The sequence below is a fragment of the Microbacterium testaceum StLB037 genome (genome assembly GCF_008763945.1).
GTDB lineage: Bacteria > Actinomycetota > Actinomycetes > Actinomycetales > Microbacteriaceae > Microbacterium > Microbacterium testaceum_G.
The window spans coordinates 744,110-766,558 of record NZ_VTQH01000001.1 but is presented as its reverse complement, the minus strand read 5'-3'; the positions used below and the strand labels follow the sequence as shown (position 1 = coordinate 766,558).

The window sequence follows — 22,449 nt, the reverse complement described above, 5'->3', positions numbered from 1 at the left end:
GGTGAGCAGGGTTCAGGAGCGGCGACCGAACGTCCTGCGGACGATACGGAGCAGGCCGAGGAAGCCGAAGAGCCCGGTGACCGCGCCGAGCACGGCGAAGAGCGTGATGGACCCGCCGAGCACCGGACCGCCGCCCGCGATGATCAGGACGACGGCGATGACGACGGCCGCGATCGAGACGAGGGTCGACGCGATCTCGCCCGTCGCACGGCCGAGGATGCCGCTGACGTCTTCTCCGTCGGCGCTGCGGAGGGTGATTCCGATGGATCCCTTCTCGACGCCCGTGAGCAGGGCGTCGAGGCGGCGGGGGATCTGCTCCAGGCGCGCGAGGGCGATGACCGCCTGCGCCTGTGCGTCGGTGGCCATCCGCGAGATCGACACCGTCCTGCGCAGAAGCGTCGGCATGAGCGGAAGAGCGCGACCGACCATGTCGAAATCGTCCACGATGACCCGAAGACACCCCTCGAGGGTCGCGAAACTGCGGAACGCCGACGCCAGCTCGCCCGGGAGGGCGATGTGATGCTGGCGGATGACGTCGACCATCCGCGTGAAGATCGAGCCGTGGCCGCTCGTGCGGAGATGTTCGGTGGTGAGGACCACGCCGACGTCGTGCCGGAAGGCTTCGAGGTCGACGTCGTCGGGGGCGTCCACGATCAGGAGCAGGGCGTCGGTGGCGGCCACATCGTTCTCGCTAAGGGCTGCCAGGAGGAAGGCCGTCATGTGCTGGCGCCGGCTCCTCTCGATGATGCCGACGGCGCCGAAGTCGATGAGACCGAGGGTGCCGTCGGCCTTGAGGAGCACGTTCCCGGGGTGCAGATCGGCGTGGAACACCCCGTAGACCAGGATCTGCTCGAGGACCGTGGCCATGAGCGTCTCCGCGAGACGGTCGCGCCGGTCGGGGTCGAGACGGGCGATGAGGGGAGCCGCGTCGCTGAGGGCCGCTCCGTCGACGAGTCCCATCGTGAGCACACGCTGTCCTGACGCCTCGGCGAAGACCTGCGGAACCGTCACGAGTCCGCGTCGTGCGGGCTCGGCACGGTCGATCAGCTCGAGGGTCGATCCGATCATCTGCGTGTTGCGCGCTTCGATCCGGTAGTCGAGTTCCTCGAGCAGAGTCGCCGTGAATCCACGTGCGACCGACTCGATCCGCAGGTCGCGACCGACACGCGTGCGCGCCTCCGCCCGGTGCGCGAGGCGGCCGATGATGTCGGCATCCGCCTCCACCTGCGCCCGCGCCGCGGGGCGCTGCACCTTGACGACGACGGGCGTGCCGTCGAGCAGGCGTGCCCTGTGTACCTGAGCGACGGAGGCCGCCGCCAGGGGGGTCGGGTCGACCTCCGCGTACACAGCGTCGATGGGGACTCCCAGGTCGTTCTCGATCACCGCGCGCACGGTGTCCCACGGGAGGGTCGTGGCGCTCGTCTGCAGAGACGCGAGCGCGCTCAGGTACGGCTCGGGCACGAGGTCGCGACGGGTGGACAGCACCTGACCGAGTTTGACGAAGCTGACGCCGGCGTCGTTGATCGTCGCCACGACGGCGCGGGCGCGCTCCTCCGACGTGCTCAGTTGCTCCTCGACGCGGGCTCGGCCCCCGTGGAACATCCAGCCCACACCGTGACGCGATGCGATCGCGAGGATCTCCAGATACCTTCGGGTGCGCTTGCGCTGCCGGAGTGCCGCTCGCACGACGTCGATCGGATTGCGGAGCGGGCGCGTCGGGAAGATCGCCTCGCTGGCGACGAGCGCAGCGACCCCGAGCGCGAAGACCCAGGCGAGGGAGAGGGCGATCAGCCCCGCCCAGATCCATCCGTCTTCGGCGGGGAGGGATGCCGAGGCGTCCGGGAAGCCGGTCTGGCGCAGGGTCCATCCCGCCGAGGGGATTCCCAGCAGGAAGACGAGCAGGCCGACGACGATGCTGCGGGGCCATCCGACGGCCGTGCCGAGCACGCGCCGCGCGACGAAGCCGACGAGGACCGCCGAGACGACCGCGGCGATCGAGATCAGAATGCTGGCCACCACGTGGTCAGCGTAGCCCGGCGGGCTCAGGCGAGTCGGGCCAGCCCGCATCGAGGGCAGTGCCACCACGCCGCCGCACCTCTCTCGAGGGGTTCGACGACGCCCCCGCAGGATGCGCACGCCGGGGCGAAGCCCGCGAGCACGTCGTCGTCATGGTCGGACCCGAGTGGGTGGCCGTGGTGGTGGAGGGCGGGGAGGGTGAAGGTGTGCATGCGGCATTCTGACATGCGCATGCAGGGTGTCAGTCGTTGTCCACAGGGGCTCTCAGAACAAGCCCGACACCTGCTGCCACAGGCTCGAGACGACGGGACCGATCTCGCCCACGCGCTGCGCCGAACCGAGGACGACCGCGACGAGGGGGAAGGCCGTGACACCGAGGGCCGCGAGGATGGCGACGACCACCAGCACCCAGGCCACGCCCGAGCGTCGACGCGTGGCGGCGAGGGCCAGCAGTCCCAGGACGACGACGGCGCCGAACACCGTCACCAACCCCACGCTCAGCGTGGGGAACGGGATCAGGCCGGCGGTGCTCGCGGTGGCGCCGGCGAGGAAGCCGACGAGCGGCAGATACAGCACGAGGGCGATCATGACGATGAGACCTGCCCCCACGGCCGCAGCGGTGGCGCTGCGGCGGGAGGTCACCAGGCCCGCGTCCGTGGAGAAGCGCGTCATGGCCCGTCTCACTTCCGAAGATCGCGCGCGGCCTTCTTGGCGCGCTTCTCGGCGGCTCGAGCCGCCTTCTTGGCGGCCTTGTGACGACGCTTGCGCGCCCGCGGGTCGTTCCAGAGACGCACGATCTGGTGGCCGACCGACTCGCGGTTCTTGATCTGGACGCGCGGGGTGCGGGTTCCGACGGCGTAGGCGATCAGAGCGACGGCGCCGATCAGGATGAGCTTGTTGCGCATGGCTGTCTCCTTGTCGATGAGAACCCCGCCCCCTCGCCGGCTGGGAAGCCGAGGGGCGGGATCCGTCACCACTGAGACGGGCGTGCCACGGGTTTCGTCACGCGGGAACCCGCATCGATCGGACGACAGCGGTCCGTCAGGGGCGACCCATGCCGTGGTAGGCCCAGCCGGCGGCGCGCCAGGCGGCGGGGTCGAGGCAGTTGCGTCCGTCGATCACGACTCGGCCCCGCACGAGCGATGCGGCGTGCTCAGGGCTCAGTTCCCGTCGGTACTCGTCCCACTCGGTGACCACGATGACCGCGTCCGCACCGCGGAGGGTGGAATCGAGATCGTCGTCATAGGCGAGCTGCGGGTGCACGCGGCGCGCGTTGTCGATCGCGGCCGGGTCGGTCAGGGTCACGTGCGCACCGAGCCCGTGCAGGCGCACGGCCACGTCGAGAGCGGGGGAGTCGCGGATGTCGTCGCTGTGGGGCTTGAAGGCCGCGCCCAGAACGGCGATCTTCTTCTCGAAGACGCTCCCTCCCAGCGCGCTGATCGCGAGTTCCACCGCACGGTCGCGGCGGCGGAGGTTGATGGCATCCACTTCGCGGAGGAAGGCGATCGACTCGCCGCGCCCGAGTTCTTCGGCGCGCGCCGAGAACGCGCGGATGTCCTTGGGGAGGCAGCCCCCGCCGAATCCGATGCCGGCACCGAGGAACCGGCGGCCGATGCGCGCGTCGTGACCGATCGCGTCGGCCAGGGTCGTCACGTCGGCCCCCGTGACCTCGGCGATCTCGGCCATGGCGTTGATGAAGCTGATCTTCGTGGCGAGGAACGCGTTCGCGGCGACCTTGACCAACTCCGCCGTCGCGTAGTCGGTGACGATGAAGGGCGTGCCCTTCGCGATGGAGGGGTGATAGACCTCGCGGAGGATCTGCGCTGTCCGCTCGCCCTCCGCCGTCGGGGCGCCGTCGTCGGAGGGGACGCCCGCGACCAGTCGGTCGGGGTCGATGGTGTCCTGAACGGCCCATCCTTCGCGGAGGAACTCCGGATTCCACACGAGGACGGCGCCGCGCTCCGCCACCCGAGGGGCCAGTCGCGCGGCGGTGCCCACCGGGACGGTCGACTTGCCCGCCACGACGTCGCCCGGGGTGAGGTACGGCAGCAGTCCGTCGATCGCGGCGTCGACATAGGTGAGGTCGGCGGCGTAGCCACCCGCCTGTTGGGGGGTTCCGACGCCCACGAAGTGCACCGCGGCGCCCTGCGCCGCCGACATCTCGGTCGTGAAGGTCAGGCGCCCCGAAGCGATGCCCTCGGTGAGGATCTGCTGCAGGCCGGGCTCGAAGAACGGTGCCTCACCTCGGGAGAGCGCGGCGATCTTGCGCTCATCGACATCGATACCGACCACCTCGTGGCCGATCGAGGCCATCGCCGCCGCGTGAACGGCTCCCAGATATCCGCAACCCACCACAGACAGACGCACGATCAGAGCCTTTCAGATTTTCGGAGAGCACACGCACGGACCCCACGAGGGATGCCGCGGCGCAGCGGAGCGACGGTCACGCCGCGGTCTCGCCGGGGGCGAGCGCTGCGCGGGCCGTTCTGCCGAGGATGACGAAGTCGCCGAGGAGGGTCCAGTTCTCCACGTAGGACAGGTCGAGTCGAACCGACTCCTCCCAGGAGAGGGAGGAGCGCCCACTCACCTGCCACAGGCCGGTGATCCCGGGCTTGGCGAGGAAGCGGCGGTGGACGTGGTCGGCATAGACCGCCACCTCCGACGGAAGGGGCGGGCGGGGACCGACGAGGGACATGGATCCGCCGATGACGTTGAACAGCTGGGGGAGCTCATCCAGGCTGAACTTGCGCATGATCCGACCGATCGGCGTCACCCGCGGATCGTTCTTCATCTTGAACAGCACCTCGTTGCCCGAGTCGCGCTGTTGCGAGGCCAGCTGAGCGAGGAGTTCCTCCGCGTTGATCACCATCGAGCGGAACTTGATCATGGTGAACTCGCGACCGCGGAAACCCACCCGCGTCTGGCGGAAGAGGACCGGTCCCTCGCTCGACAGTCGTACGGTCAGGGCCAGGAACAGCAGCAGAGGGCTGAGCAGCACCACCCCGACACTGGCGGCGATGAGATCGACGGATCTCTTCAGGAAGCTCTGTCCCCTCGAGAACTTGGGCGTCTCGACATGGATGAGCGGAAGGCCGGCGACCGGACGGGTGTGCAGGCGCGGTCCGGCGACGTCGACGATGCTCGGCGCGAGCACGAGGTGCTGGCGGCCGGCCTCGAGACTCCAGGAGATCTCTTTGACCTTCTCGGCGGGCAGCTCGTCGGCGCTCGTGATCGCGACGGTGTCGGCCCCGGTCGCCTGGAGCGCGCCGGTCACGTCCCCGACGTGACCCATGATCGGAATCGCCGTGCCGGGGATGGTGTCGGCGATCTTGCCGTTCGGCACGCACGCGCCGACCACGCGGTATCCCGCGCTCGGGGTGCGCGCCAGCTCTCGGGCCAACTGCGTCACCGAGGGGAGCGAGCCCACCAGGAGCACGTTCGCCGAATACCGCCCGCGCGACCGTTGCACCACGAGCCACTGACGCCACATCCAGCGGGTGAAGCAGAGCACCAGGATACCGAGGGGCAGGCTCACCAGGAGATAGCCGCGGGCGACGTCGATCTGTGTGAGGAACGCGATGATCGCGACGGTCCCGAACAGGCGGAAACTGGCGTCGGCGATGCGGACGTACTCGGCGGAACCGGTGCCGATCACGCGGTCGCTGCGGGATTCGACGAAGGCGAGGGCCCACATCCAGGTGACGATGAGGATCGCCGAGAAGGCCCAGTACGACAGGTCGCTGATACGGCTGTCGCGCCCCGCGGCGAGCTGGGCGTTGCCCAGGCCGAACCACAGCAGCTGGGTGCCGTACACGACCCACACCAGGGCGAGGAAGTCGGTGACGACGAGGTTGCGGCGGTAGCGGCGGCGCCACGGGTCGCGCGTGTGCGCGAGGGTCGATACCGGTGTCACGGATCGCGGCGTCGCCGCCGAGGTGGACGGCGGGGTCGCGTCACCCGCGAGCGTGGGGAGGATGTCGTCCGGGTTCGCATCGGAGGACGACGCGTCCGGGCGCAGGCCAGAGATCGCCATGTGTGCCCCTTCCCCCACGCCGCGCGCGCCACCCCCGCGAGTGGAACTCTCCCGCGAACAGTAACAGGCAAATTCACCCGCTGATTCACCCGTCGCCTCTCGTCATACGGAGGAAACATGACCGGCCGAACGCCGAAACCCGTCCGGCGGGTGAAGCCTTGGTACGGCGGAGACTGTTCCTCTACACTCGGGCGCGGATCAGCCGAGCTCGGCTCCCGCGAGATCGTGCCGCACGGCGGGGTCGCCACCGCCGTCCGCACGAAAGGTTCCGATGCCCCGCGCCTCGACGCCCTCGACCTCGCCACGCCGTCGCAGAGCATCGGCCGGTCTGATCGCGGCCATCGCCGTCGCCGCCATCGTGGCGATCGCCGTCGCCGGGATCCTCGGCTTCGCCCTGCTGCGGCCCGAGCCGGTGTCGACCGCGTCGCCGGCGGCCTCCGCGACGCCCGCCGCGCCGACGACGACGTCGCCCTCGACGCCCCCGCCGATCTCGACGCCGACGCCGACCTCGACGCCGGTTCCGCCCCCGCCCCCGGCCTCCCCGGCGGCGCAGGGGTGCGAGGGGTCATCGACCCTGCTGACGGTCTGGGCCCACCCCGACGACGACATCATCTTCGCGAACCCGACCATCTCGGACGCCATCGGCGCCGGACGGTGCGTGCGCACCGTGTTCGTCACGGCCGGCGACGCGGGCAAGGGCATGGGGTACGTGCAGGCCCGGGAGCTCGGCATCCTGCGCGCCTACAACGCCATGCGGGGTAAGGACGGCGAGTGGGATGTCAGCGAGATCACGCTCGACACGGGCATGAAGGTACGTCGGCTCACGCCGAAGGACGATCCGCGTGTGTCGGCGCTGTTCCTGCGCCTTCCGGACGGCAACATCACCGGCGCCGGCTTCGACGCGACGGGGCATGCCACCCTGAGCAAGCTCTACGACGGAGCGGCCGGCTCGCTCAGCCCGGTCGACGGGGGCCCCGCGGTGACGCGGGATCAACTCGTGGCCTCCGTGCGGGAACTGGCGTCGGCGTTCGCTCCCGAGAGCACGCTCACCCACATTCCCCGGGGAAGCGCCTTCGCCCCCGGGGACCACCCCGATCATTCGGTCGTCGGCGCCCTCGTGCGCGACACCTTGACCTCCGATGCGGCGGTGGGGCCCGGCATCCGGTATTTCGTGGGCTACCCCTCGGAGAATCTGCCGCGCAATCTCGAGGGCGCCGTGCTCGACAGGAAGGTCGACACGTACCGCATCTACACGCAGCAGGACCAGGTGATCCGGTGCGCCGATCGCACGGCGTGCCTCAAGACCCGCAAGTTCGGCGAGTGGTTGCAGCGGTCGTACCCCAAGGCCGAGGGCGAACTGCAGATGGGGTGACCCGCGGGGTGACCTCGGGCGAGATCAGGACTCGGTCGTCAGGGAATCCGCGACCGCAGCCCGAGCCTCGCGCTCGGCGATGATGTCGACGAAGTCCTTCACCGGGGCGTCGGCGTACTTGTCCACGGCCACGACGGCCTCTTCGTGCACCATCTCGGGCGCGGCCTCGGGGAAGCGCGCCTTCACCCGCTCCTCGACGCCCGCGATCGTCTCGTCCTTGTCGAAACCTTCGTCGCGCTTCGTCATCGTCCGGCTCCTCAGTGCTGATAGGTGCCGTGCAGGATCGCTCGACCCCGCGTCTTGAAGGCCAGGTTGAAGGAGACGACGGCGGGAGAGGCGTCGGCGTCGACGCCGAGCGACTCCTCGCCGACGGCGTGGACGACGAAGAAGTATCGATGCGGTTGGTCGCCCTGCGGCGGAGCGGCACCGAGGAAGCCGGCCTCGCCGCCGTCGTTGCGCACGTGGAAGGCCGCGCCGGGGAGGGCCTCGCCGGCAGCACCGGATGCCAGTTCCCGCACGTCCGCGGGAACGTCGACGAGAACCCAGTGCCAGAAGCCGCTCGGGGTGGGAGCGTCGGGGTCGAAGGCCGTGATCACGAAGGACCGGGTGCCCTCGGGCACGTTCGACCACGCGAGGTGCGGGGAGCTGTTCCCCTTGTCGGCGACCTGATCGTCCTTCAGCGGCTGCCCGTCGACGACGTCGTCGCTGCGCACGTCGAAGGACGGCGCGGACGGGAGGAGGGGGTACGGATCGGGCGTCTGCGGGCGGGAGAGATCGACCATGAGGGGGAGGCTAGAGCCCGACGGTGACCGGACGGCGGGGCTTGCGTCCGGCTCCGTCGAGGGATAGCGCTCAGCGCGGGAGCCGGAGAAGGGCGAGCGCGGTCTCGTGGCAACCGTCGGGCGCGGGGAGTCCGTAGTCGTTCTCGACGACGGAGCGCAACTGCACGGCGAGATCGTCGACGGAGGGCTGCGCATCGAGAGCAGCCAGGATCGGCAGGATGAGGTCGTCGTACTCGTCGGCGGGCCATCCCTGGCCGATGTGGTGGACCCCGATGGGGTCCCAGTCGTTGAGGACGGCGCGGATGCGCAGAGCAGCGGGCGACAATGACCGCGGCGGTGTGGACGTCTGCATGGTGCGAGTGTCGTCAGTCTCTTTAGGTGCGCGCTGAGGATCGTCGATGCGTGCGGTGCGGACCCGCTGCTCATCCGCTCGCGCTGTGGGAGCGTGATCCGCCGATCGGTTCCACCCCACCCCGCCGGGTGGCGGGACTGCGGGGTTTCGAATTCGGAAAGAGCCGTCGCCGCGATAGCGTCGAACGGCGCCCGAGGGCGAGGGGAAACCCGCAATCCGTCGCCGGGGGGCGAAGTACAGGACGGAGTCGCCGTGAGTGACATCGACGAGCCTTCGGGTGCCGATCGGGCTCCCGACGAACCCGCGTCGCCGCGACGATCGGAGATCTCGCGCCGAGCGCTGGTGTTCGGCGGCGTCGCCGTCGGCGGGCTCGCTGCGCTGGGCGGAGGAGCGCTCGTCTACCGCGAGATCCGGCGCTCCGCGGCCCCGGAGGGGACCTGGGTCAAGCTCAGCCCCATCGTGCCCGTGCCGGAGTCCACGCCGCGCGCGGCATCGCCGGCGTTCGAAGCGCCGGGGCTGGAGACGACCGTGGCGGTCTGGGCGCACGCCGACGACGACATCATCTTCGCCAACCCTCATCTCGCGGGGCTCATCGCCTCGGGGGCGACCCTGCGCACGATCTTCGTCACGGCGGGCGACGCGGGTCGTGGCCTCGCCTACGCGCAGCAGCGCGAGGCCGGCATCCGGGCGGCGTACGACGAGATGCGCGGGAGCACCGAGCCCTGGCAGACCACCGAGCTGAATCTGCTCAGCGGAGCCCGGGTCACGCGGTTCGTGCCGTCCGATGATCCGCGCCTGTCGATCACAGTGCTGCGGCTGCCCGATGGCAACCTCAGCGGCAAGGGTTTCCCGACGACGGGCGAGGCGGGGCTGACGCAGCTGATCAACGGGCTCGTCCCGGTGCTCTCGCCGATCGACGACGGGCCGACCCTCGACACGCGCCGCCTGTCGGAGACCGTCGCCGAGCTCATCCACGCCGGACGCCCGGAACACGTCACGACGAACATCCCTCACGAGAGCGCTTTCGCCCGAGGCGACCATCCCGACCACTCCTGCGTCGGCTCGCTGGTGCGTGCCGTGGCTCCCGTCGCGGGTGTCGCCCCCGAGGCTGTCACGTACTACATCGGCTATCCCTCACGGCACGAGCCGGTGAACGTGGAGGGCGAGGAGCTGGATGCCAAGGTCGACGTGTACGCGACCTACGCCGCGCAGGACCCCGTGGTCACGTGCGACACCGCGGCGGCCTGCCTCGCGCAACCGGGGTTCGGCCAATGGCTGCGCCGCTCGTACGGCAAGACCGAGGACCAGCTGCGCCTCACCTGAGCTCAGCGGCGGTCGGGGGAGGCGCTCGCGCGTTCGGCGATGAGGGCGGCCTCGACCCGCGACGACACCGACAGCTTGCCCAGGATGGAGCTGACGTGGTCTTTGACCGTGGCCGCGCTCAGGTGCAGACGGCGACCGATCTCGGTGTTCGAGCTTCCGGTGGGCAGGCACGCGAGCACGTCGCGCTCTCGGTCGGTCAGGAGGGAGACGCGGCGAACGGCCTCGCGGTCCGGTCCACCGGAGAAGCCCGCGACCAGGGCGCGCGAGATCTGGGGCGACAGCACGACCCCGCCCGCCGCGAGGGAGCGCACCATCGCGGCGAGGTGCTCGGGGTCGGTGTCCTTCACCAGGAACCCGGAGGCGCCGTCCCGCAGCGCCCGGGCGATGTCCTCATCGGCCGCGAAGGTCGTCAGGATGCCGACCACGGGCCGGTCGGTGCCGCGCAGGTCGGCGAGGATGTCGAGGCCGCTGCGTCCCGGCATCCGGATGTCGAGGAGGACGACGTCGGGGCGGAGCGTGCGGATGACGTCGAGCGCGTCGGGTCCGTCGACGGCGGCGACCACCTGGATGTCGTCGGCCGCGTTGAGGATGATGGCGAAGCTGGAGCGGACAAGAGCCTCGTCGTCGACGACAACCACCCGGATCACGACAGTCACTGTACGCCGACACCTTCGTCGCGAGACGACGAAGCCGCCCCGGGGGCGGGGCGGCGGGGCCGGGACGAGGCGCGATACGTGGGGCTCAGCGCCTCGCCCCGGGGTCTGGGGGAGGTCAGTCCTCGGAGACGGTGACGGTGACCTCGATGTTGCCGCGCGTGGCGTTCGAGTAGGGGCAGACCTGGTGCGCCTCGTCGGCGAGCTGCTGGGCGAGATCGGGCTCGATGCCCGGCAGAACGACCTCGAGGAGCACGGCGAGCTGGTAACCGCCCTGGCCGTTGGGACCGATGTGGACGCGGCCGCCGACCGAGGAGTCCTCGATCTTCACCTTGCGGGCGCGGGCCACGGAGTGCAGCGCGCTGTGGAAGCACGCGGCGTAGCCGGCGGCGAAGAGCTGCTCGGGGTTCGTGCCGGCGCCGGATCCGCCGAGCTCGGCCGGGGGCGCGACATCGAGGTCGAGGTAGGTGCCGGCGGTCACGTGACCCAGGCGGCCCTGGCCGGTGGAGACGGCTTCAGCGGTGTAGAGAACGTCCATGGTGTTCCTTTCTGAGGACGGTGGGGGGGCGCGCGTCAGGCCGGGTTGCGCGCCGCATCGGCGTCGCGGGCTTCGGCGGGGTGGTCGCGCAGGTCTTTCATGGCCTCGGTGAGCTGATGGAGGGCATCGATCAACTCACGGGCGCTGTCGGCGTCGGTGAGTCCGGACCCCGCGGCGATGCAGCGGGGGACGTGGGCGAGCTCGGCGCGCAACGCGAGCCCTCGGGGTGTCAGGGCGACCTCGACGACGCGCTCGTCGTCGAGGCGGCGCGAGCGGGTGAGGTAGCCCGCGTTCTCCATGCGGGCGAGCATCGGTGACAGCGTGCCGGAGTCGAGCTGGAGCGCCTCGCCCAGGCTGCCCACCGTCTGTTCGCCGTCGTTCCAGAGGGTGACGAGGGCGATGTACTGCGGGTACGTCAGGTTCCACGGTTCGAGCAGCACCCGGTAGGCCTGGGTGGTCGTGCGGTTCGCGGCATACAGGGCGAAGCACACGAGGTGATCGACGGCGGGCATGCAAGAACTATTGCACACAATTTAATTGCGCACAACTGAATCCCTAGATCCCCGATTCGCGAGCCGCGGTGCTGTCAAGCCCTGAACATCGGCGCGCCCGACGTCGGAGCATGGGTCGCATGATCAGCCGCAGCGACGCGAGCGCTTCCGCGCCCTCGGGGTTCCTCCCCGAAGGCGACCGGGATCTGCTCGCCATCAACGGGCACCACTTCGAGCTCGGCGCACCTGTCGCCCCGCTCGCCGGCGACCTCGCCTGACCGCCTCCTCGAGCGCGAGCCGACCGGCTCGCGCCGGCCGCCCGTGCCGTGGGGCCGACCGGTTCGGTTCGGTTCAGCCGATGCTGCCGTCGGCCGCCGAGACGCGCACGACGGCGCCCCCGATCAGCTCGACGTCCCACGTCGTCGTCGAGCCCTCGCGTCGGAGCTCTGCCTCGTCGATCGCGCCGCCCTCGCCCTGAGCCGCGGCGATGCGCACGGCGTCGGCCAGAGTCGTAACCGCGGCATCGAGGGCGGCACGGTCCGCACCGTCGAGTGCGCCGGAGTCCGAGGTCGCGGTGACCTCCCCGCCGTCGGCACTTACGCGAACCTCGACCTCGCGGTCCCCGGAGGCCACGTGCACCTCCCACACCCCGTCGTCGGATTCGAGCTGGAAGGCACGACCGCCGGCGCTCGATTCCGCGGCGGTGATGGCGCGCACGGCCTCGCGGTCATTGGCGGCGGAGCCGCCTGCCGGGGTGCTCGCCGAGCAGGCGCTGAGAAGCAGTGCGCCCGCGGTGAGCAGGAGAGCGACGGCGGGCGTGCGGGACGGAGCCATGAGGGCAGGCTATGCGGGTCGCCCCGGTCGGGGGCAGGCGTTGCGGTCCGGCGGGGGAGTGTGCGTAACGGGGCTTACCAAGCGGGCCGAGCTTCGTCAACGGGCGGCGTCCGTTCAGCTTCGACCCGAACTCTGAGCGCATGAGCGAGATCACCGCACACCACGGACTTCTGACCGACATCGACCTCCACGTCGACGACACCGGCGGCACGGGCCGCCCCGTCGTCCTCATCCATGGCTGGCCCCTCTCCGGCGAGTCCTGGGCGCACCAGGTCCCCGCCCTCGAGGGGGCGGGATACCGCGTCGTCACGTACGACCGCCGAGGGTTCGGCCGCAGCGACAAGCCGCGCGGCGGCTACGACTACGACACCTTCAGCAACGACCTCGAGGCGGTGCTCGAGGCCCTCGACCTCCGCGACGTCACGCTGGTCGGTTTCTCGATGGGGGGTGGCGAAGTGGCACGGTACCTGTCGCGTCACGGCTCCGACCGCATCCACAGCGTCGTCTTCGCCGCCGCGGTGCCCCCGTACCTCGCCCAGACCGACGACAACCCGGAGGGCCCGCTCGACGATGCGACGGCCGACGGGATGAAGCAGGGTCTCGAGGACGACGAGAAGGCGTTCTACCACCAGTTCACGACCGACTTCTTCTCGGTCGATGGCACGCTCGCCGTCTCGGAGGCCGATCGCGCCGAGGCCGAGCGTCTCGCGAACCAGGCCGACCACCACGCGGCCCTGAAATCGATGGAGGCGTTCGCCACGACCGACTTCCGCGAGGACCTGCCCCGCGTCACCGTGCCCACCCTCGTCATCCACGGCGACAGCGACTCCACCGTCCCCTTCGAGGGGTCGGGCAAGCGCACGCACGAGGCGATCGCGGGCAGCGAACTCCACGTCGTCGCGGGGGCTCCGCACGGAGTCAACGTCAGCCACGCCGAGGAGTTCAACCGCGTCCTCATCGACTTCCTCCAGCGCTGATCCTCGCTCGCGTCCCCTCTCGCCCGCATCCGCGGAGGACGCGAACGGATGCCGTCTGCCCCGTCGCCCGCTCGGTGACGGGGCAGACGTCGTCCGGGGGAACGATTCAGCCGAACGGGTGAGTCGCGGGGTGACGCTCTCGGCCCCCGCACGGCTGTCGCGAGGGCGCCGGGTGCGCAGGCCCTAGCCTGACGCGCATGTTCGCCCCCTCGCCCGCCGCCCCGTCCCGCGCCTCACGCTCGGGGCGTCCTCGTCGGCCCCGACGCTGGAGAGAGGGGGAATCGAGCGTCGTCGGCTGGGACGTCGGTCTCCTGGGGCTGGCCGTGTGCCTCCTCGGAGTGGGAGTCATCGGGGCGCACGTCGTCGAGCTCACGCTCCCGTCCGAGGCGGCGGGTCTCGCGGCCCAGCTCCTCGTCTGGCTCTGCTTCGCCCTCCCCGTCGTCGTCGCTCTCCGACGCTCACGGCCGCGCGGACTGTTGCGTCTGCGCGCGATCGACCTCGCCTACGGGGTCGTCTTCGGCGTGCTGTTGCGCGCCGCTCAGGGCGTCGTCTCGGGGCTCGGGGGGACTCCCGCGCCCTGGCCCTCGACGTTCTCGACCGGAGGAGGACTGCCGGCGTCCTTCTCGGCGCGGGCGATCGCCGGCGTCGTCGTGTCGCCCGTGCTCGAGGAGGCGTTCTTCCGCGGTGTCGTGCTCGTGTGCGCCTTCGTCGCGATCCGACGGGTGGCGGGTGCCGTGGCGGCCGGCATCGCGGCGGTCGCTCTGTCCACCGTCCTCTTCGTCGTCGCCCACATCTTCGTCGGAGACCCGGATGCCGTGGACCTCGCCATCCTGGCTCTGCTCGGGGTGGTCGCGGGGGCCTTCGTCGTCGGGACCGGTCGCCTGTGGCCCGCGGTGTGGGTGCATCTCGTCTTCAACGCGACGGGGTTCGCGATGATCGCGGTGGGGACACTGCTGGCTTGAGGGCGACCGCGCGCGTTTGGTCCTGGCATCCGGATGACGTAGTCTTGCTCTTTGGTGCCCGCCTCTCTGCGAGCGGGTCGCCCGAACGTGAGCCCTCCACCGGCCCTGTTCCCCCGCCATCGGCGAGGAAACGGACCACCGGAGCGGGATTCACGAACTCCTCCGTTCGATCAAGAAAGCAGCACTACTGTGACGCGCACTTTCACCCCCAAGGCCGCTGAGGTCACGCGCGAGTGGGTCGTTATCGACGCCACCGACGTCGTTCTCGGCCGTCTGGCCTCGCACGCGGCGGTCCTCCTCCGCGGCAAGCACAAGGCGACCTTCGCCAACCACATCGACTCGGGTGACTTCGTCATCGTGATCAACGCCGACAAGGTCGCGCTCACGGGTCAGAAGCTCACGCAGAAGAAGGCCTACCGCCACTCGGGCTTCCCGGGCGGTCTCAAGTCCGTCACCTACGACGAACTCCTCGAGAAGAACCCCGTCCGCGCGGTCGAGAAGGCCATCCGCGGCATGCTGCCCAAGAACAGCCTCGGCGCGGCGCAGCTCAAGAAGCTCAAGGTGTACCGCGGCGCCGAGCACCCCCACGGTGCCCAGCAGCCCACGGCATACACCTTCGACCAGGTCGCCCAGTAAGCGCCGCCGGATAAGGACGAAACAGTGTCGAACATCGACTCCAGCAACTACAGCACCGAGACGCCGGCCGAGCAGTCGGCCGTCGCGGCCGAGCGCCCCGTGCTCTCCGTCCCCGGCGCAGCCGTGGGCCGTCGCAAGCAGGCCATCGCCCGCGTGCGTCTCGTTCCCGGTTCGGGCACGATCACGGTCAATGGCCGCACGATCGAGGACTACTTCCCGAACAAGCTGCACCAGCAGCTGATCAACGACCCGTTCACGGTTCTCGAGCTCGCGGGCTCGTACGACGTGATCGCTCGCATCTCCGGCGGCGGCCCCTCGGGTCAGGCCGGCGCACTGCGCCTGGGCATCGCGCGCGCGCTCAACGAGATCGACGCCGAGAACAACCGCCCCACCCTGAAGAAGGCCGGCTTCCTCTCGCGCGACGCTCGCGTCAAGGAGCGCAAGAAGGCCGGTCTCAAGAAGGCCCGCAAGGCGCCTCAGTACTCCAAGCGCTGAGTTCGATCCTCCGTATGCCTCTCTTTGGCACGGACGGGGTGCGGGGGCTGGCCAACGGCCTCCTCACCGCCGAACTCGCGCTGCACCTGGCCCAGGCGACTGCTGTCGTCCTGGGCCAGGGCCGTTCTGCGGAGGCGCGCAAGGCCGAGGGCCGTCGACTCACGGCCGTCGTCGCGCGCGACCCGCGCGTCTCGGGAGAGTTCCTCTCGGCCGCGGTCGCCGCAGGCCTGGCCTCCTCCGGGGTCGACGTGCTCGACGCCGGCGTCATCCCCACCCCCGCCACCGCCTTCCTCATCGCCGACCACGACGCCGACTTCGGCGTGATGGTCTCGGCGTCGCACAACCCGGCGCCTGACAACGGGATCAAGATCTTCGCCCGTGGCGGCACGAAGCTCCCCGACATCGTCGAGCAGCGCATCGAGCGCGCCCTCGAGGGGGAGCGGCTGCAGCCGACCGGCGCGGGCGTCGGACGCATCCGCCGCTTCGCCGACGCCGAGGACCGCTACGTGCTTCACCTCCTCGGGTCGCTGCCGCACCGTCTCGACGGCATCCACGTCGTCCTCGACTGCGCCCACGGTGCCGCGGCCGGGGTCTCGCCCGAGACGTTCAAGGACGCGGGCGCCCAGGTCACCGTCATCGGCGCCGAACCCGACGGCCTGAACATCAACGACGGCGTGGGCTCGACCCACCTCGACGTGCTCGCCGAGGCTGTCGTGCGCCTCGGCGCCGACGTCGGAATCGCCCACGACGGCGACGCCGATCGCTGCCTCGCCGTGGACGCCCAGGGCAATGTCGTCGACGGCGACCAGATCATGGCCATCCTCGCGGTGGCCATGAAGGACCGCGGGGCCCTCGCCGATGACACGCTCGTGGCGACGGTCATGAGCAACCTCGGGCTCCACCGGGCGATGGAGGCTCACGGCATCCGGGTTCTGCAGACCGCCGTGGGCGACCGCTACGTGCTCGAGGCCATGAACGAGGGGGGCTACTCCCTCGGCGGCGAACAGTCGGGTCACGTCATCATGAGCGAGTTCGCCACGACCGGAGACGGGCTGTTGACCGGCCTGCACCTCGTGGCCGAGATGGCTCGCCAGAACAAGACGCTGGCCGAGCTCGCGTCGATCATGACCGTGTACCCGCAGGTGCTCGTCAACGTGCGCGGCGTCGACCGCGACGGAGTGAGCGACGACGGCGTGCAGGAGGCCGTGGCGGCGTCGTCCGCCGCGCTCGGTGACTCCGGGCGCGTCCTGCTGCGCGCGTCGGGTACGGAGCAGCTGGTGCGCGTGATGGTCGAGGCCGCCTCGGAAGAGGATGCCCGTGCGCACGCGGACCGTCTGGCCGAGGTCGTGCGGGAGCGGCTCGCGCTGTAACCACCGCGCTTTCGACAGGCTCAGGCCCTCCGTCTTTCGGAGCGGCCTGAGCCTTCGTCAGTATTCGAGCGACTCGATGAAGCGCAGCAGCACGCCCTCGCGCAGGGCCCAGGGCGAGACCTCGAGCTCTTCGACGTCGAGCGCCTTCATCGCGCGTTCGACGACGACCGCGGCCGCCACGATCTGGAACGTGCGGTCGGCGGTGATCCCGGGCAGGGCCTCGCGTGCGTCGGCGGGGATGCGCGCCAGCCGGGGGATCCAGTCCTTCAGTTCGCGGCGCGGCAGCACCATGCGGTCGATGCCCGACCACCCCGGCACGGGGTAGCCCGCGAGTTTCGCGAGCGAGCGGATGGCCTTCGACGACCCCACGACGTGATCGGGGCGCGGGAGGGCGGCGAAACGATCGGCGACGGGAGCGAGCACATCCATCGCGTGCCGACGGAGGGCGTCGATCTCGTCTACGCTCGGCGGGTCGTGGGGGAGGAACTGCACCGTGGAGCGTCCCGCACCGAGCGGGACGGATTCGGCGAGGTCGGGGAGCTCATCGGCGCCGCCGGCGATCTCGAGCGAGCCGCCACCGATGTCGAAGAGAAGGATCTGCCCCGCCGACCAGCCGAACCAGCGACGCACCGCCAGGTAGGTGAGCCGGGCCTCCGTCGCGCCGCCGAGGACCTGGAGGGGTTGGCCCAGCGCCTGCTCGATGAGCGAGATCACCTCCTCGCCGTTGGTCGCGTCGCGCACCGCAGAGGTCGCGGTGGCGAGGAGTTCATCGACCCCCTCGGCCCGGGCGCGTTCGCACGCGGCGGTCACGGCATCCACCAGTCCCTGGACACCCTCGGGGGAGATGGACCCGTCCGGCAGCAGATACCGCATGAGCCGCAGCACGGAGCGGTGCGAGGTGGTGGCGGTCGGGCGGCCCCCCGCCCGGGCGTTCGCGACCAGCAGGTGGACGGTGTTCGAACCGATGTCGAGGACTCCCAGGCGCACGGTCCGAGCGTAGTGGGCGCCGCAGCGCGGTCTCGCGCGGTGGCCGGACTCCCGAGATGCGCGGGTGCCCCGGGTAGCATGAGCGGGTGTCCGCCGCCGAGACCACAGCTCCCGCACCGTCGCTGAGCCCCTACCGTCAGATCGACCGTGACGACTGGGCTCGCATGGCCGGAGGGTTGGAGCAGCCGCTCACCGAGAACGAGATCGTGCAGCTGCGGGGCATCGGAGACCGGCTGGATCCGCGCGAGGTCGCCGAGGTGTATCTGCCGCTCAGCCGTCTGCTCAGCCTGTACGCGCGGGCCACGCGCCGATTGGGCGCCGACACGAGCACGTTCCTCGGGGAGGCGGATGCCACGACCCCCTTCGTCATCGGCGTCGCGGGATCGGTGGCGGTGGGCAAGTCGACGATCGCCCGTCTGCTGCGCGAGCTGATGAGCCGGTGGCCCGACACGCCTCGCGTGGAGCTGGTGACCACCGACGGCTTCCTCTACCCGAACGCGGAGCTCGAGCGCCGCGGCCTGATGGATCGCAAGGGCTTCCCCGAGTCGTACGACCGCCGGGCGCTCGTGGAGTTCCTGAGCGAGGTGAAGTCCGGGGCCGAGGAGGCGCGTGCGCCGTTCTACTCCCACGTGCGGTACGACATCATGCCCGATGCGCACGTCACCGTGCACCGTCCCGATGTCGTCATCGTCGAGGGGCTGAACGTGCTGCAGCCGCCGCCCTCGCCGAACGAGGTGGCGGTGAGCGACCTCTTCGACTTCTCGATCTACGTCGACGCCGACGCCGCGCACATCGAACGCTGGTACGTCGACCGGTTCCTCGCTCTGCGGGACAACGCCTTCACCAACCCGACCTCGTTCTTCAAGGTCTTCGCCGACATCAGCGACGACGAGGCCGTCGAGCGCGCCCTCGGCTATTGGCGCGAGATCAACCTCCCCAACCTCGAAGAGAACGTGCTACCGACGCGCCACCGCGCGAAGCTCGTGCTGCAGAAGGGCGCGGACCACACCGTCGAGTCGGTGCTGTTGCGCAAGCTCTGACGCCCCGGGCGCGCGCCAGAAGGGCCGCGTTGTCGGTAGTCCCCGTAGTACCTACTGAGGTTTCCTGGCCCCGGAACCGGTAGCGATCCCGGTATGCCGGCCGATTCACAGCCTGTACATAGCGCTTTTGAATGGTTCGCACGGCTGTCGGAAGGCCGCAGAGGGTGCTGCACACGCGGCGTCCCGAGCACCAGGTACAGGAGCATCTCTATGGATCGCGCGGAATGGGGGACGTCCGGGGCATCGCCCGGGCGGTCCGGAACACGAAGGAGGAGCGGACTGTGGTCCCGCTCCCGTATCGGGCGGGCGTCGGTCAAGACGGCCGCGGTGGTGGGGGCCGCCTCTCTCAGCTTGTTCGGTGGTGTGACGGCCGCGAACGCCGCCCCCGGGGACACCTCGAACGCGACGGGGACGTTCCTCGGCGGTTCGATCCTCAGCCTCATCGACCTCGACGCCATCGCGAACCTCGAGGGTGCGTCGGCGGTCAATGACGGCACGCAGCCGACGGTCGTCGACTACAACACCCTGGACCTCACGGCGCTGGGCGTCGTGAACGTCACCGTGCCCGGCGGCATCCAGGTTCCCGTCGACCTCGGCTCTCTCGGTGTGGTCGGGCAGTATGCCGAGGCCGACCCCGACGGCGGTTCCGTCGGCGCCTCGGGAGCGGTCGGTTCGGGCGGTGTCATCGGCACCGGCGCGCCCGCGACCGGCCCGCTGAACGTCAGCCTCGGCGGAGCGGTCGATGCCCTCGCCGGGTCGGTCGCGGCGGGACTCGTCGCCGAGCTCGCCGATGTCGACCTCACGCTGGACGCCGTTTCGGCCCGTGCCTCTCTTCAGGCGACGGAGGAGGGCGAACCCGAGCTGGTTCGCGACTACACGATCGCCGGCGGTCAGCTCGTCATCGAGAGCGCAACTCTCGCCGCTCTGACCGCGGATCTGAACGCCGCGGTCGCCGGAGCGCAGGGCACGGTCGACAACGTCGACACCGGCCTGAACAGCACGCTCGCCACGCTGCTCGGACCGCTCGGCGGTCTGGTCACGGCGAACCTCTCCGTGAGCACCACGAGCCTCACCGAGGCGGTCGAGGGGCTCCTGCAGGGGCAACTCACCTCTCCCGACTACCCCGGGGTGATCATCGATCTCTCCACGGGCGAGATCATCGTCGACCTCGACGAGATCCAGCCCCTCAACGGCCTCGCGCCGGGAACGAACATCCTTGGGTCTGAGACGGTGGGCGAGATCGGCGATGCCGTCGCCGAACTCGTCGGTGGTCTCGTCGACGACGTGAACGAGGCTCTTGTCACCGCAGTCCGCGGGCTCAGCGTCACGGGCGGAGCGTCCGTCAACCTCGGCCTCGGGAGTGTCAACGTCCTCACCGTGAACACGACGGTCGGGGCTCTTCTCGATGGCCAGACCACCGGCGTCCAGCTGCTCGGCATCGGCCTGGGACTCGGGGGTGGCGTGGAGGGGCTCGTGGATGGCCTGACGACGCCCCTGGAGACGCTGCTGACGAACCTCGGCGCGACCGTCGAGGCCGTGGCCGCCCCGGTGACCACGGTGCTGACCCCCGCGCTAGACGAGATCCTGCCGGAGCTCGTCACCGTGACGGTCAACAACCAGAGCGAGCCTTCGCCGGGGGTTTTCTCGGAGACGGCCGTCATCGTGACGATCCTGCCCGGAACCCTCGCAACAACCATCGAACTGGCCAACGCCACCGTGGGTCCCAACGCCCTCGATGCCAACGCCGACGTGACGATCACCGAGCCCGAGGACGGCGACCAGTTCGTCGTGCCCAATGCCGATGACGTCTCCGACGTGACGATCTCGGGCACCGGTGAGCCGGGGGCTGAGATCACCGTCTCGATTCCCGGTCAGGAAGACCAGACCGACACGGTCGACGAGACCGGCGCCTGGACCGTGACCTTCCCCGACCTGCCGGTCGGCGAGTACACGGCCACCGCCACCCAGGACGTCGACCAGACCACCGCCGACGTGACCTTCGCGGTCGTCGAGGCGCCCGATGTGGCGATCCTCACCCCGACGCCCGATCAGATCTTCGTGGTCCCGGGCGCCGACGACGTGATCGATGTGACGGTCACGGGCACCGGCTCGCCGGGTTCGGAGGTCGACGTCACGGTCGACGGTGAGACGCAGACGGTGACGGTCACCCCGGAGGGCACCTGGACGGCGACCTTCGAGGATCTGCCGATCGGTGACTACACCGCCGAGGTGACGCAGGAGATCGACGGCTCCACGGACGAGGTCGACTTCTCGATCGCCGAGACGCCCGACGTCGTGATCGAGGAGCCGGCGGACGGTACCGAGATCGCGGTGGGCGCCGAGGACGACGTCGCCACGGTGACCGTCTCGGGCAGCGGCTCGCCGGGCGCGACCGTGACGGTGGTGCTCGACAACGGTGACACCGAGACCGACGTGGTCGGCGACGACGGTTCGTGGAGCGTCGACTTCACGGATCTGCCGATCGGCGACTACACCGCGACGGCGACACAGGATGCCGACGACTCGACGGACACCGTCGACTTCTCGGTCGTGCTCGCGACACCCGTCACGATCACCGCTCCGATCGACGGCACCGAATACGAGGTCGGCGAGCCGGATGCCACGCGCACGGTAGTCGTCTCGGGTACCGGTCAGGCCGGCGCCGAGATCGAGGTCACTCTGTCGAACGGCGATGTCGAGACGACGACGGTCCTCGAGACCGGGCTGTGGTCCGTCTCGTTCCTCGACGTCGGGGTGGGGCAGTTCACCGCCACCGCCGTGCAGGACATCGACGGCTCGACGGACACCGTCACATTCGCGGTCAGCGCCGCGGCAGCAGACGCCGACGCGGTCGACGTGGACGTGACCGACGCGGACGCGGACGTCGCTGACATCGACGCGGACGTTGTGGACGCGGACGTGGCGGACATCGACGCGGACGTGGTTGACGCGGATGTCGTGGATGCGGACGTGGCTGACATCGACGCGGACGTGGTTGACGCGGATGTCGTGGATGCGGACGTGGCGGACATCGATGCTGACGTTGTTGACGCGGATGTCGTGGATGCGGACGTGGCGGACATCGATGCGGACGTGGTTGACGCGGATGTCGTGGATGCGGACGTTGCTGACATCGACGCGGACGTTGTGGACGCTGATGTCGTGGATGCGGACGTTGCTGACATCGACGCGGACGTTGTCGACGCTGACGTGGCGGACATCGATGCTGACGTGGTTGACGCGGACGTTGTGGACGCTGACGTGGCGGACATCGATGCTGACGTTGTTGACGCGGACGTTGTCGACGCCGACGTTGCTGACGCCGACGTCGTAGACGCGGACGTCGCGGACATCGACGCGGACGTCGTTGACGCGGACGCTGATGTGGCCGACATCGACGCGGACGCGGATGTCGCTGACGCGGACGTGGCAGATGCGGATGTCGTCGACGCCGATGTGCTCGACGCCGACGTGGCTGACACGGACGTGATCGACGCGCTGGACATCGCTGACGCGCTGGATCAGCTGGACATCGCTGACGCGCTGGATCAGCTGGACATCGCTGACGCGCTGGATCAGCTGGACATC

Annotated in this window: 25 protein-coding genes; 10 read left to right on the top strand and 15 right to left on the bottom strand. The window is 70.1% G+C overall.

Annotation, left to right across the window (positions count from 1 at the left end; genetic code table 11):
* Positions 1–12: 12 nt before the first annotated feature.
* The 7 genes from F9B98_RS03550 to F9B98_RS16080 all read right to left on the bottom strand — a co-directional run bounded on the left by F9B98_RS03550 (position 13) and on the right by F9B98_RS16080 (position 6,691).
* A complete protein-coding gene (locus F9B98_RS03550; RefSeq protein WP_191966655.1) occupies positions 13–2,019 on the bottom strand; it encodes an ABC1 kinase family protein in 2,007 nt (668 codons plus the stop codon).
* Positions 2,020–2,042: 23 nt separating this feature from the next.
* Positions 2,043–2,228 carry a hypothetical protein gene (locus tag F9B98_RS15850; RefSeq protein WP_191966654.1) on the bottom strand — a complete coding sequence of 62 codons (186 nt, stop codon included), beginning with the start codon at positions 2,226–2,228 and terminating at the stop codon, positions 2,043–2,045.
* A 52-nt stretch (positions 2,229–2,280) separates the two neighbouring features.
* Entirely contained in the window at positions 2,281–2,688 is a 408-nt protein-coding gene (locus tag F9B98_RS03545) for an MFS transporter permease (protein ID WP_225310206.1), read from the bottom strand.
* A gap of 8 nt (positions 2,689–2,696) precedes the next feature.
* Positions 2,697–2,921 carry a hypothetical protein gene (locus F9B98_RS03540; RefSeq protein ID WP_150952954.1) on the bottom strand — a complete coding sequence of 75 codons (225 nt, stop codon included), beginning with the start codon at positions 2,919–2,921 and terminating at the stop codon, positions 2,697–2,699.
* 136 nt (positions 2,922–3,057) lie between these two features.
* Entirely contained in the window at positions 3,058–4,383 is a 1,326-nt protein-coding gene (locus F9B98_RS03535) for a UDP-glucose dehydrogenase family protein (RefSeq protein WP_150952951.1), read from the bottom strand.
* Positions 4,384–4,459: 76 nt separating this feature from the next.
* A complete protein-coding gene (locus F9B98_RS03530) occupies positions 4,460–6,049 on the bottom strand; it encodes a sugar transferase (protein ID WP_150952947.1) in 1,590 nt (529 codons plus the stop codon).
* A 198-nt stretch (positions 6,050–6,247) separates the two neighbouring features.
* The gene (locus F9B98_RS16080) at positions 6,248–6,691 is read right to left on the bottom strand and encodes a hypothetical protein (protein ID WP_225310289.1); all 444 of its coding nucleotides are present in this window, start codon (positions 6,689–6,691) and stop codon (positions 6,248–6,250) included.
* Here F9B98_RS16080 and F9B98_RS03525 point away from each other — a divergent pair.
* Entirely contained in the window at positions 6,624–7,421 is a 798-nt protein-coding gene (locus tag F9B98_RS03525; protein ID WP_225310278.1) for a PIG-L family deacetylase, read from the top strand. The genes F9B98_RS16080 and F9B98_RS03525 overlap by 68 nt on opposite strands.
* Positions 7,422–7,445: 24 nt before the next feature.
* On the opposite strand, the gene F9B98_RS03520 is transcribed toward F9B98_RS03525, so the two are convergent.
* From F9B98_RS03520 to F9B98_RS03510, 3 genes are all read right to left on the bottom strand, one after another.
* Positions 7,446–7,667: a three-helix bundle dimerization domain-containing protein gene (locus tag F9B98_RS03520; protein WP_150952942.1), complete on the bottom strand. Its 222-nt coding sequence runs from the start codon at positions 7,665–7,667 to the stop codon at positions 7,446–7,448.
* A gap of 11 nt (positions 7,668–7,678) precedes the next feature.
* A complete protein-coding gene (locus tag F9B98_RS03515) occupies positions 7,679–8,203 on the bottom strand; it encodes a YbhB/YbcL family Raf kinase inhibitor-like protein (protein ID WP_150952940.1) in 525 nt (174 codons plus the stop codon).
* 70 nt (positions 8,204–8,273) lie between these two features.
* Complete coding sequence (locus F9B98_RS03510) at positions 8,274–8,555, bottom strand: hypothetical protein (RefSeq protein ID WP_150952938.1); 282 nt, start codon at positions 8,553–8,555, stop codon at positions 8,274–8,276.
* Positions 8,556–8,807: 252 nt separating this feature from the next.
* Between F9B98_RS03510 and F9B98_RS03505 the strand changes: the two genes are divergently transcribed.
* A complete protein-coding gene (locus tag F9B98_RS03505) occupies positions 8,808–9,878 on the top strand; it encodes a PIG-L family deacetylase (RefSeq protein WP_150952936.1) in 1,071 nt (356 codons plus the stop codon).
* Between the two features lie 2 nt (positions 9,879–9,880).
* Here the strand turns inward: F9B98_RS03505 and F9B98_RS03500 are convergent, their stop codons facing one another.
* The 3 genes from F9B98_RS03500 to F9B98_RS03490 form a co-directional block, all read right to left on the bottom strand.
* Positions 9,881–10,525, bottom strand: coding sequence for a response regulator (locus F9B98_RS03500; protein ID WP_150952934.1), 645 nt, complete (start codon positions 10,523–10,525; stop codon positions 9,881–9,883).
* Positions 10,526–10,649: 124 nt separating this feature from the next.
* On the bottom strand, positions 10,650–11,069 hold the full coding sequence (locus F9B98_RS03495) for an organic hydroperoxide resistance protein (RefSeq protein ID WP_150952931.1): 420 nt from the start codon (positions 11,067–11,069) through the stop codon (positions 10,650–10,652).
* A 35-nt stretch (positions 11,070–11,104) separates the two neighbouring features.
* Entirely contained in the window at positions 11,105–11,581 is a 477-nt protein-coding gene (locus F9B98_RS03490; protein WP_150952928.1) for a MarR family winged helix-turn-helix transcriptional regulator, read from the bottom strand.
* Between the two features lie 119 nt (positions 11,582–11,700).
* Between F9B98_RS03490 and F9B98_RS15845 the strand changes: the two genes are divergently transcribed.
* Complete coding sequence (locus F9B98_RS15845; RefSeq protein WP_191966653.1) at positions 11,701–11,838, top strand: hypothetical protein; 138 nt, start codon at positions 11,701–11,703, stop codon at positions 11,836–11,838.
* Positions 11,839–11,911: 73 nt separating this feature from the next.
* Here the strand turns inward: F9B98_RS15845 and F9B98_RS03485 are convergent, their stop codons facing one another.
* A complete protein-coding gene (locus tag F9B98_RS03485) occupies positions 11,912–12,394 on the bottom strand; it encodes a PepSY domain-containing protein (protein WP_150952925.1) in 483 nt (160 codons plus the stop codon).
* Between the two features lie 140 nt (positions 12,395–12,534).
* Between F9B98_RS03485 and F9B98_RS03480 the strand changes: the two genes are divergently transcribed.
* From F9B98_RS03480 to glmM, 5 genes are all read left to right on the top strand, one after another.
* Positions 12,535–13,371 carry an alpha/beta fold hydrolase gene (locus tag F9B98_RS03480; RefSeq protein ID WP_150952922.1) on the top strand — a complete coding sequence of 279 codons (837 nt, stop codon included), beginning with the start codon at positions 12,535–12,537 and terminating at the stop codon, positions 13,369–13,371.
* A gap of 197 nt (positions 13,372–13,568) precedes the next feature.
* On the top strand, positions 13,569–14,333 hold the full coding sequence (locus F9B98_RS03475; protein WP_150952919.1) for a CPBP family intramembrane glutamic endopeptidase: 765 nt from the start codon (positions 13,569–13,571) through the stop codon (positions 14,331–14,333).
* Between the two features lie 189 nt (positions 14,334–14,522).
* Positions 14,523–14,969, top strand: coding sequence for a 50S ribosomal protein L13 (gene rplM, locus F9B98_RS03470; protein ID WP_058230950.1), 447 nt, complete (start codon positions 14,523–14,525; stop codon positions 14,967–14,969).
* Positions 14,970–14,993: 24 nt separating this feature from the next.
* Positions 14,994–15,464 carry a 30S ribosomal protein S9 gene (gene rpsI, locus F9B98_RS03465; protein WP_058230951.1) on the top strand — a complete coding sequence of 157 codons (471 nt, stop codon included), beginning with the start codon at positions 14,994–14,996 and terminating at the stop codon, positions 15,462–15,464.
* A 14-nt stretch (positions 15,465–15,478) separates the two neighbouring features.
* Complete coding sequence (gene glmM / locus F9B98_RS03460) at positions 15,479–16,834, top strand: phosphoglucosamine mutase (protein ID WP_150952916.1); 1,356 nt, start codon at positions 15,479–15,481, stop codon at positions 16,832–16,834.
* Between the two features lie 57 nt (positions 16,835–16,891).
* Here glmM and F9B98_RS03455 read toward each other — a convergent pair whose 3' ends face one another.
* A complete protein-coding gene (locus F9B98_RS03455) occupies positions 16,892–17,821 on the bottom strand; it encodes a Ppx/GppA phosphatase family protein (protein WP_150952913.1) in 930 nt (309 codons plus the stop codon).
* A gap of 86 nt (positions 17,822–17,907) precedes the next feature.
* Here F9B98_RS03455 and coaA point away from each other — a divergent pair, with 86 nt between their 5' ends.
* Both coaA and F9B98_RS03445 read left to right on the top strand, forming a co-directional pair.
* Positions 17,908–18,861: a type I pantothenate kinase gene (gene coaA / locus F9B98_RS03450; RefSeq protein ID WP_150952910.1), complete on the top strand. Its 954-nt coding sequence runs from the start codon at positions 17,908–17,910 to the stop codon at positions 18,859–18,861.
* 93 nt (positions 18,862–18,954) lie between these two features.
* Positions 18,955–22,449, top strand: a 3,495-nt coding sequence (locus F9B98_RS03445; protein ID WP_150952907.1) for a choice-of-anchor G family protein, incomplete at its 3' end; no start/stop codon positions are given.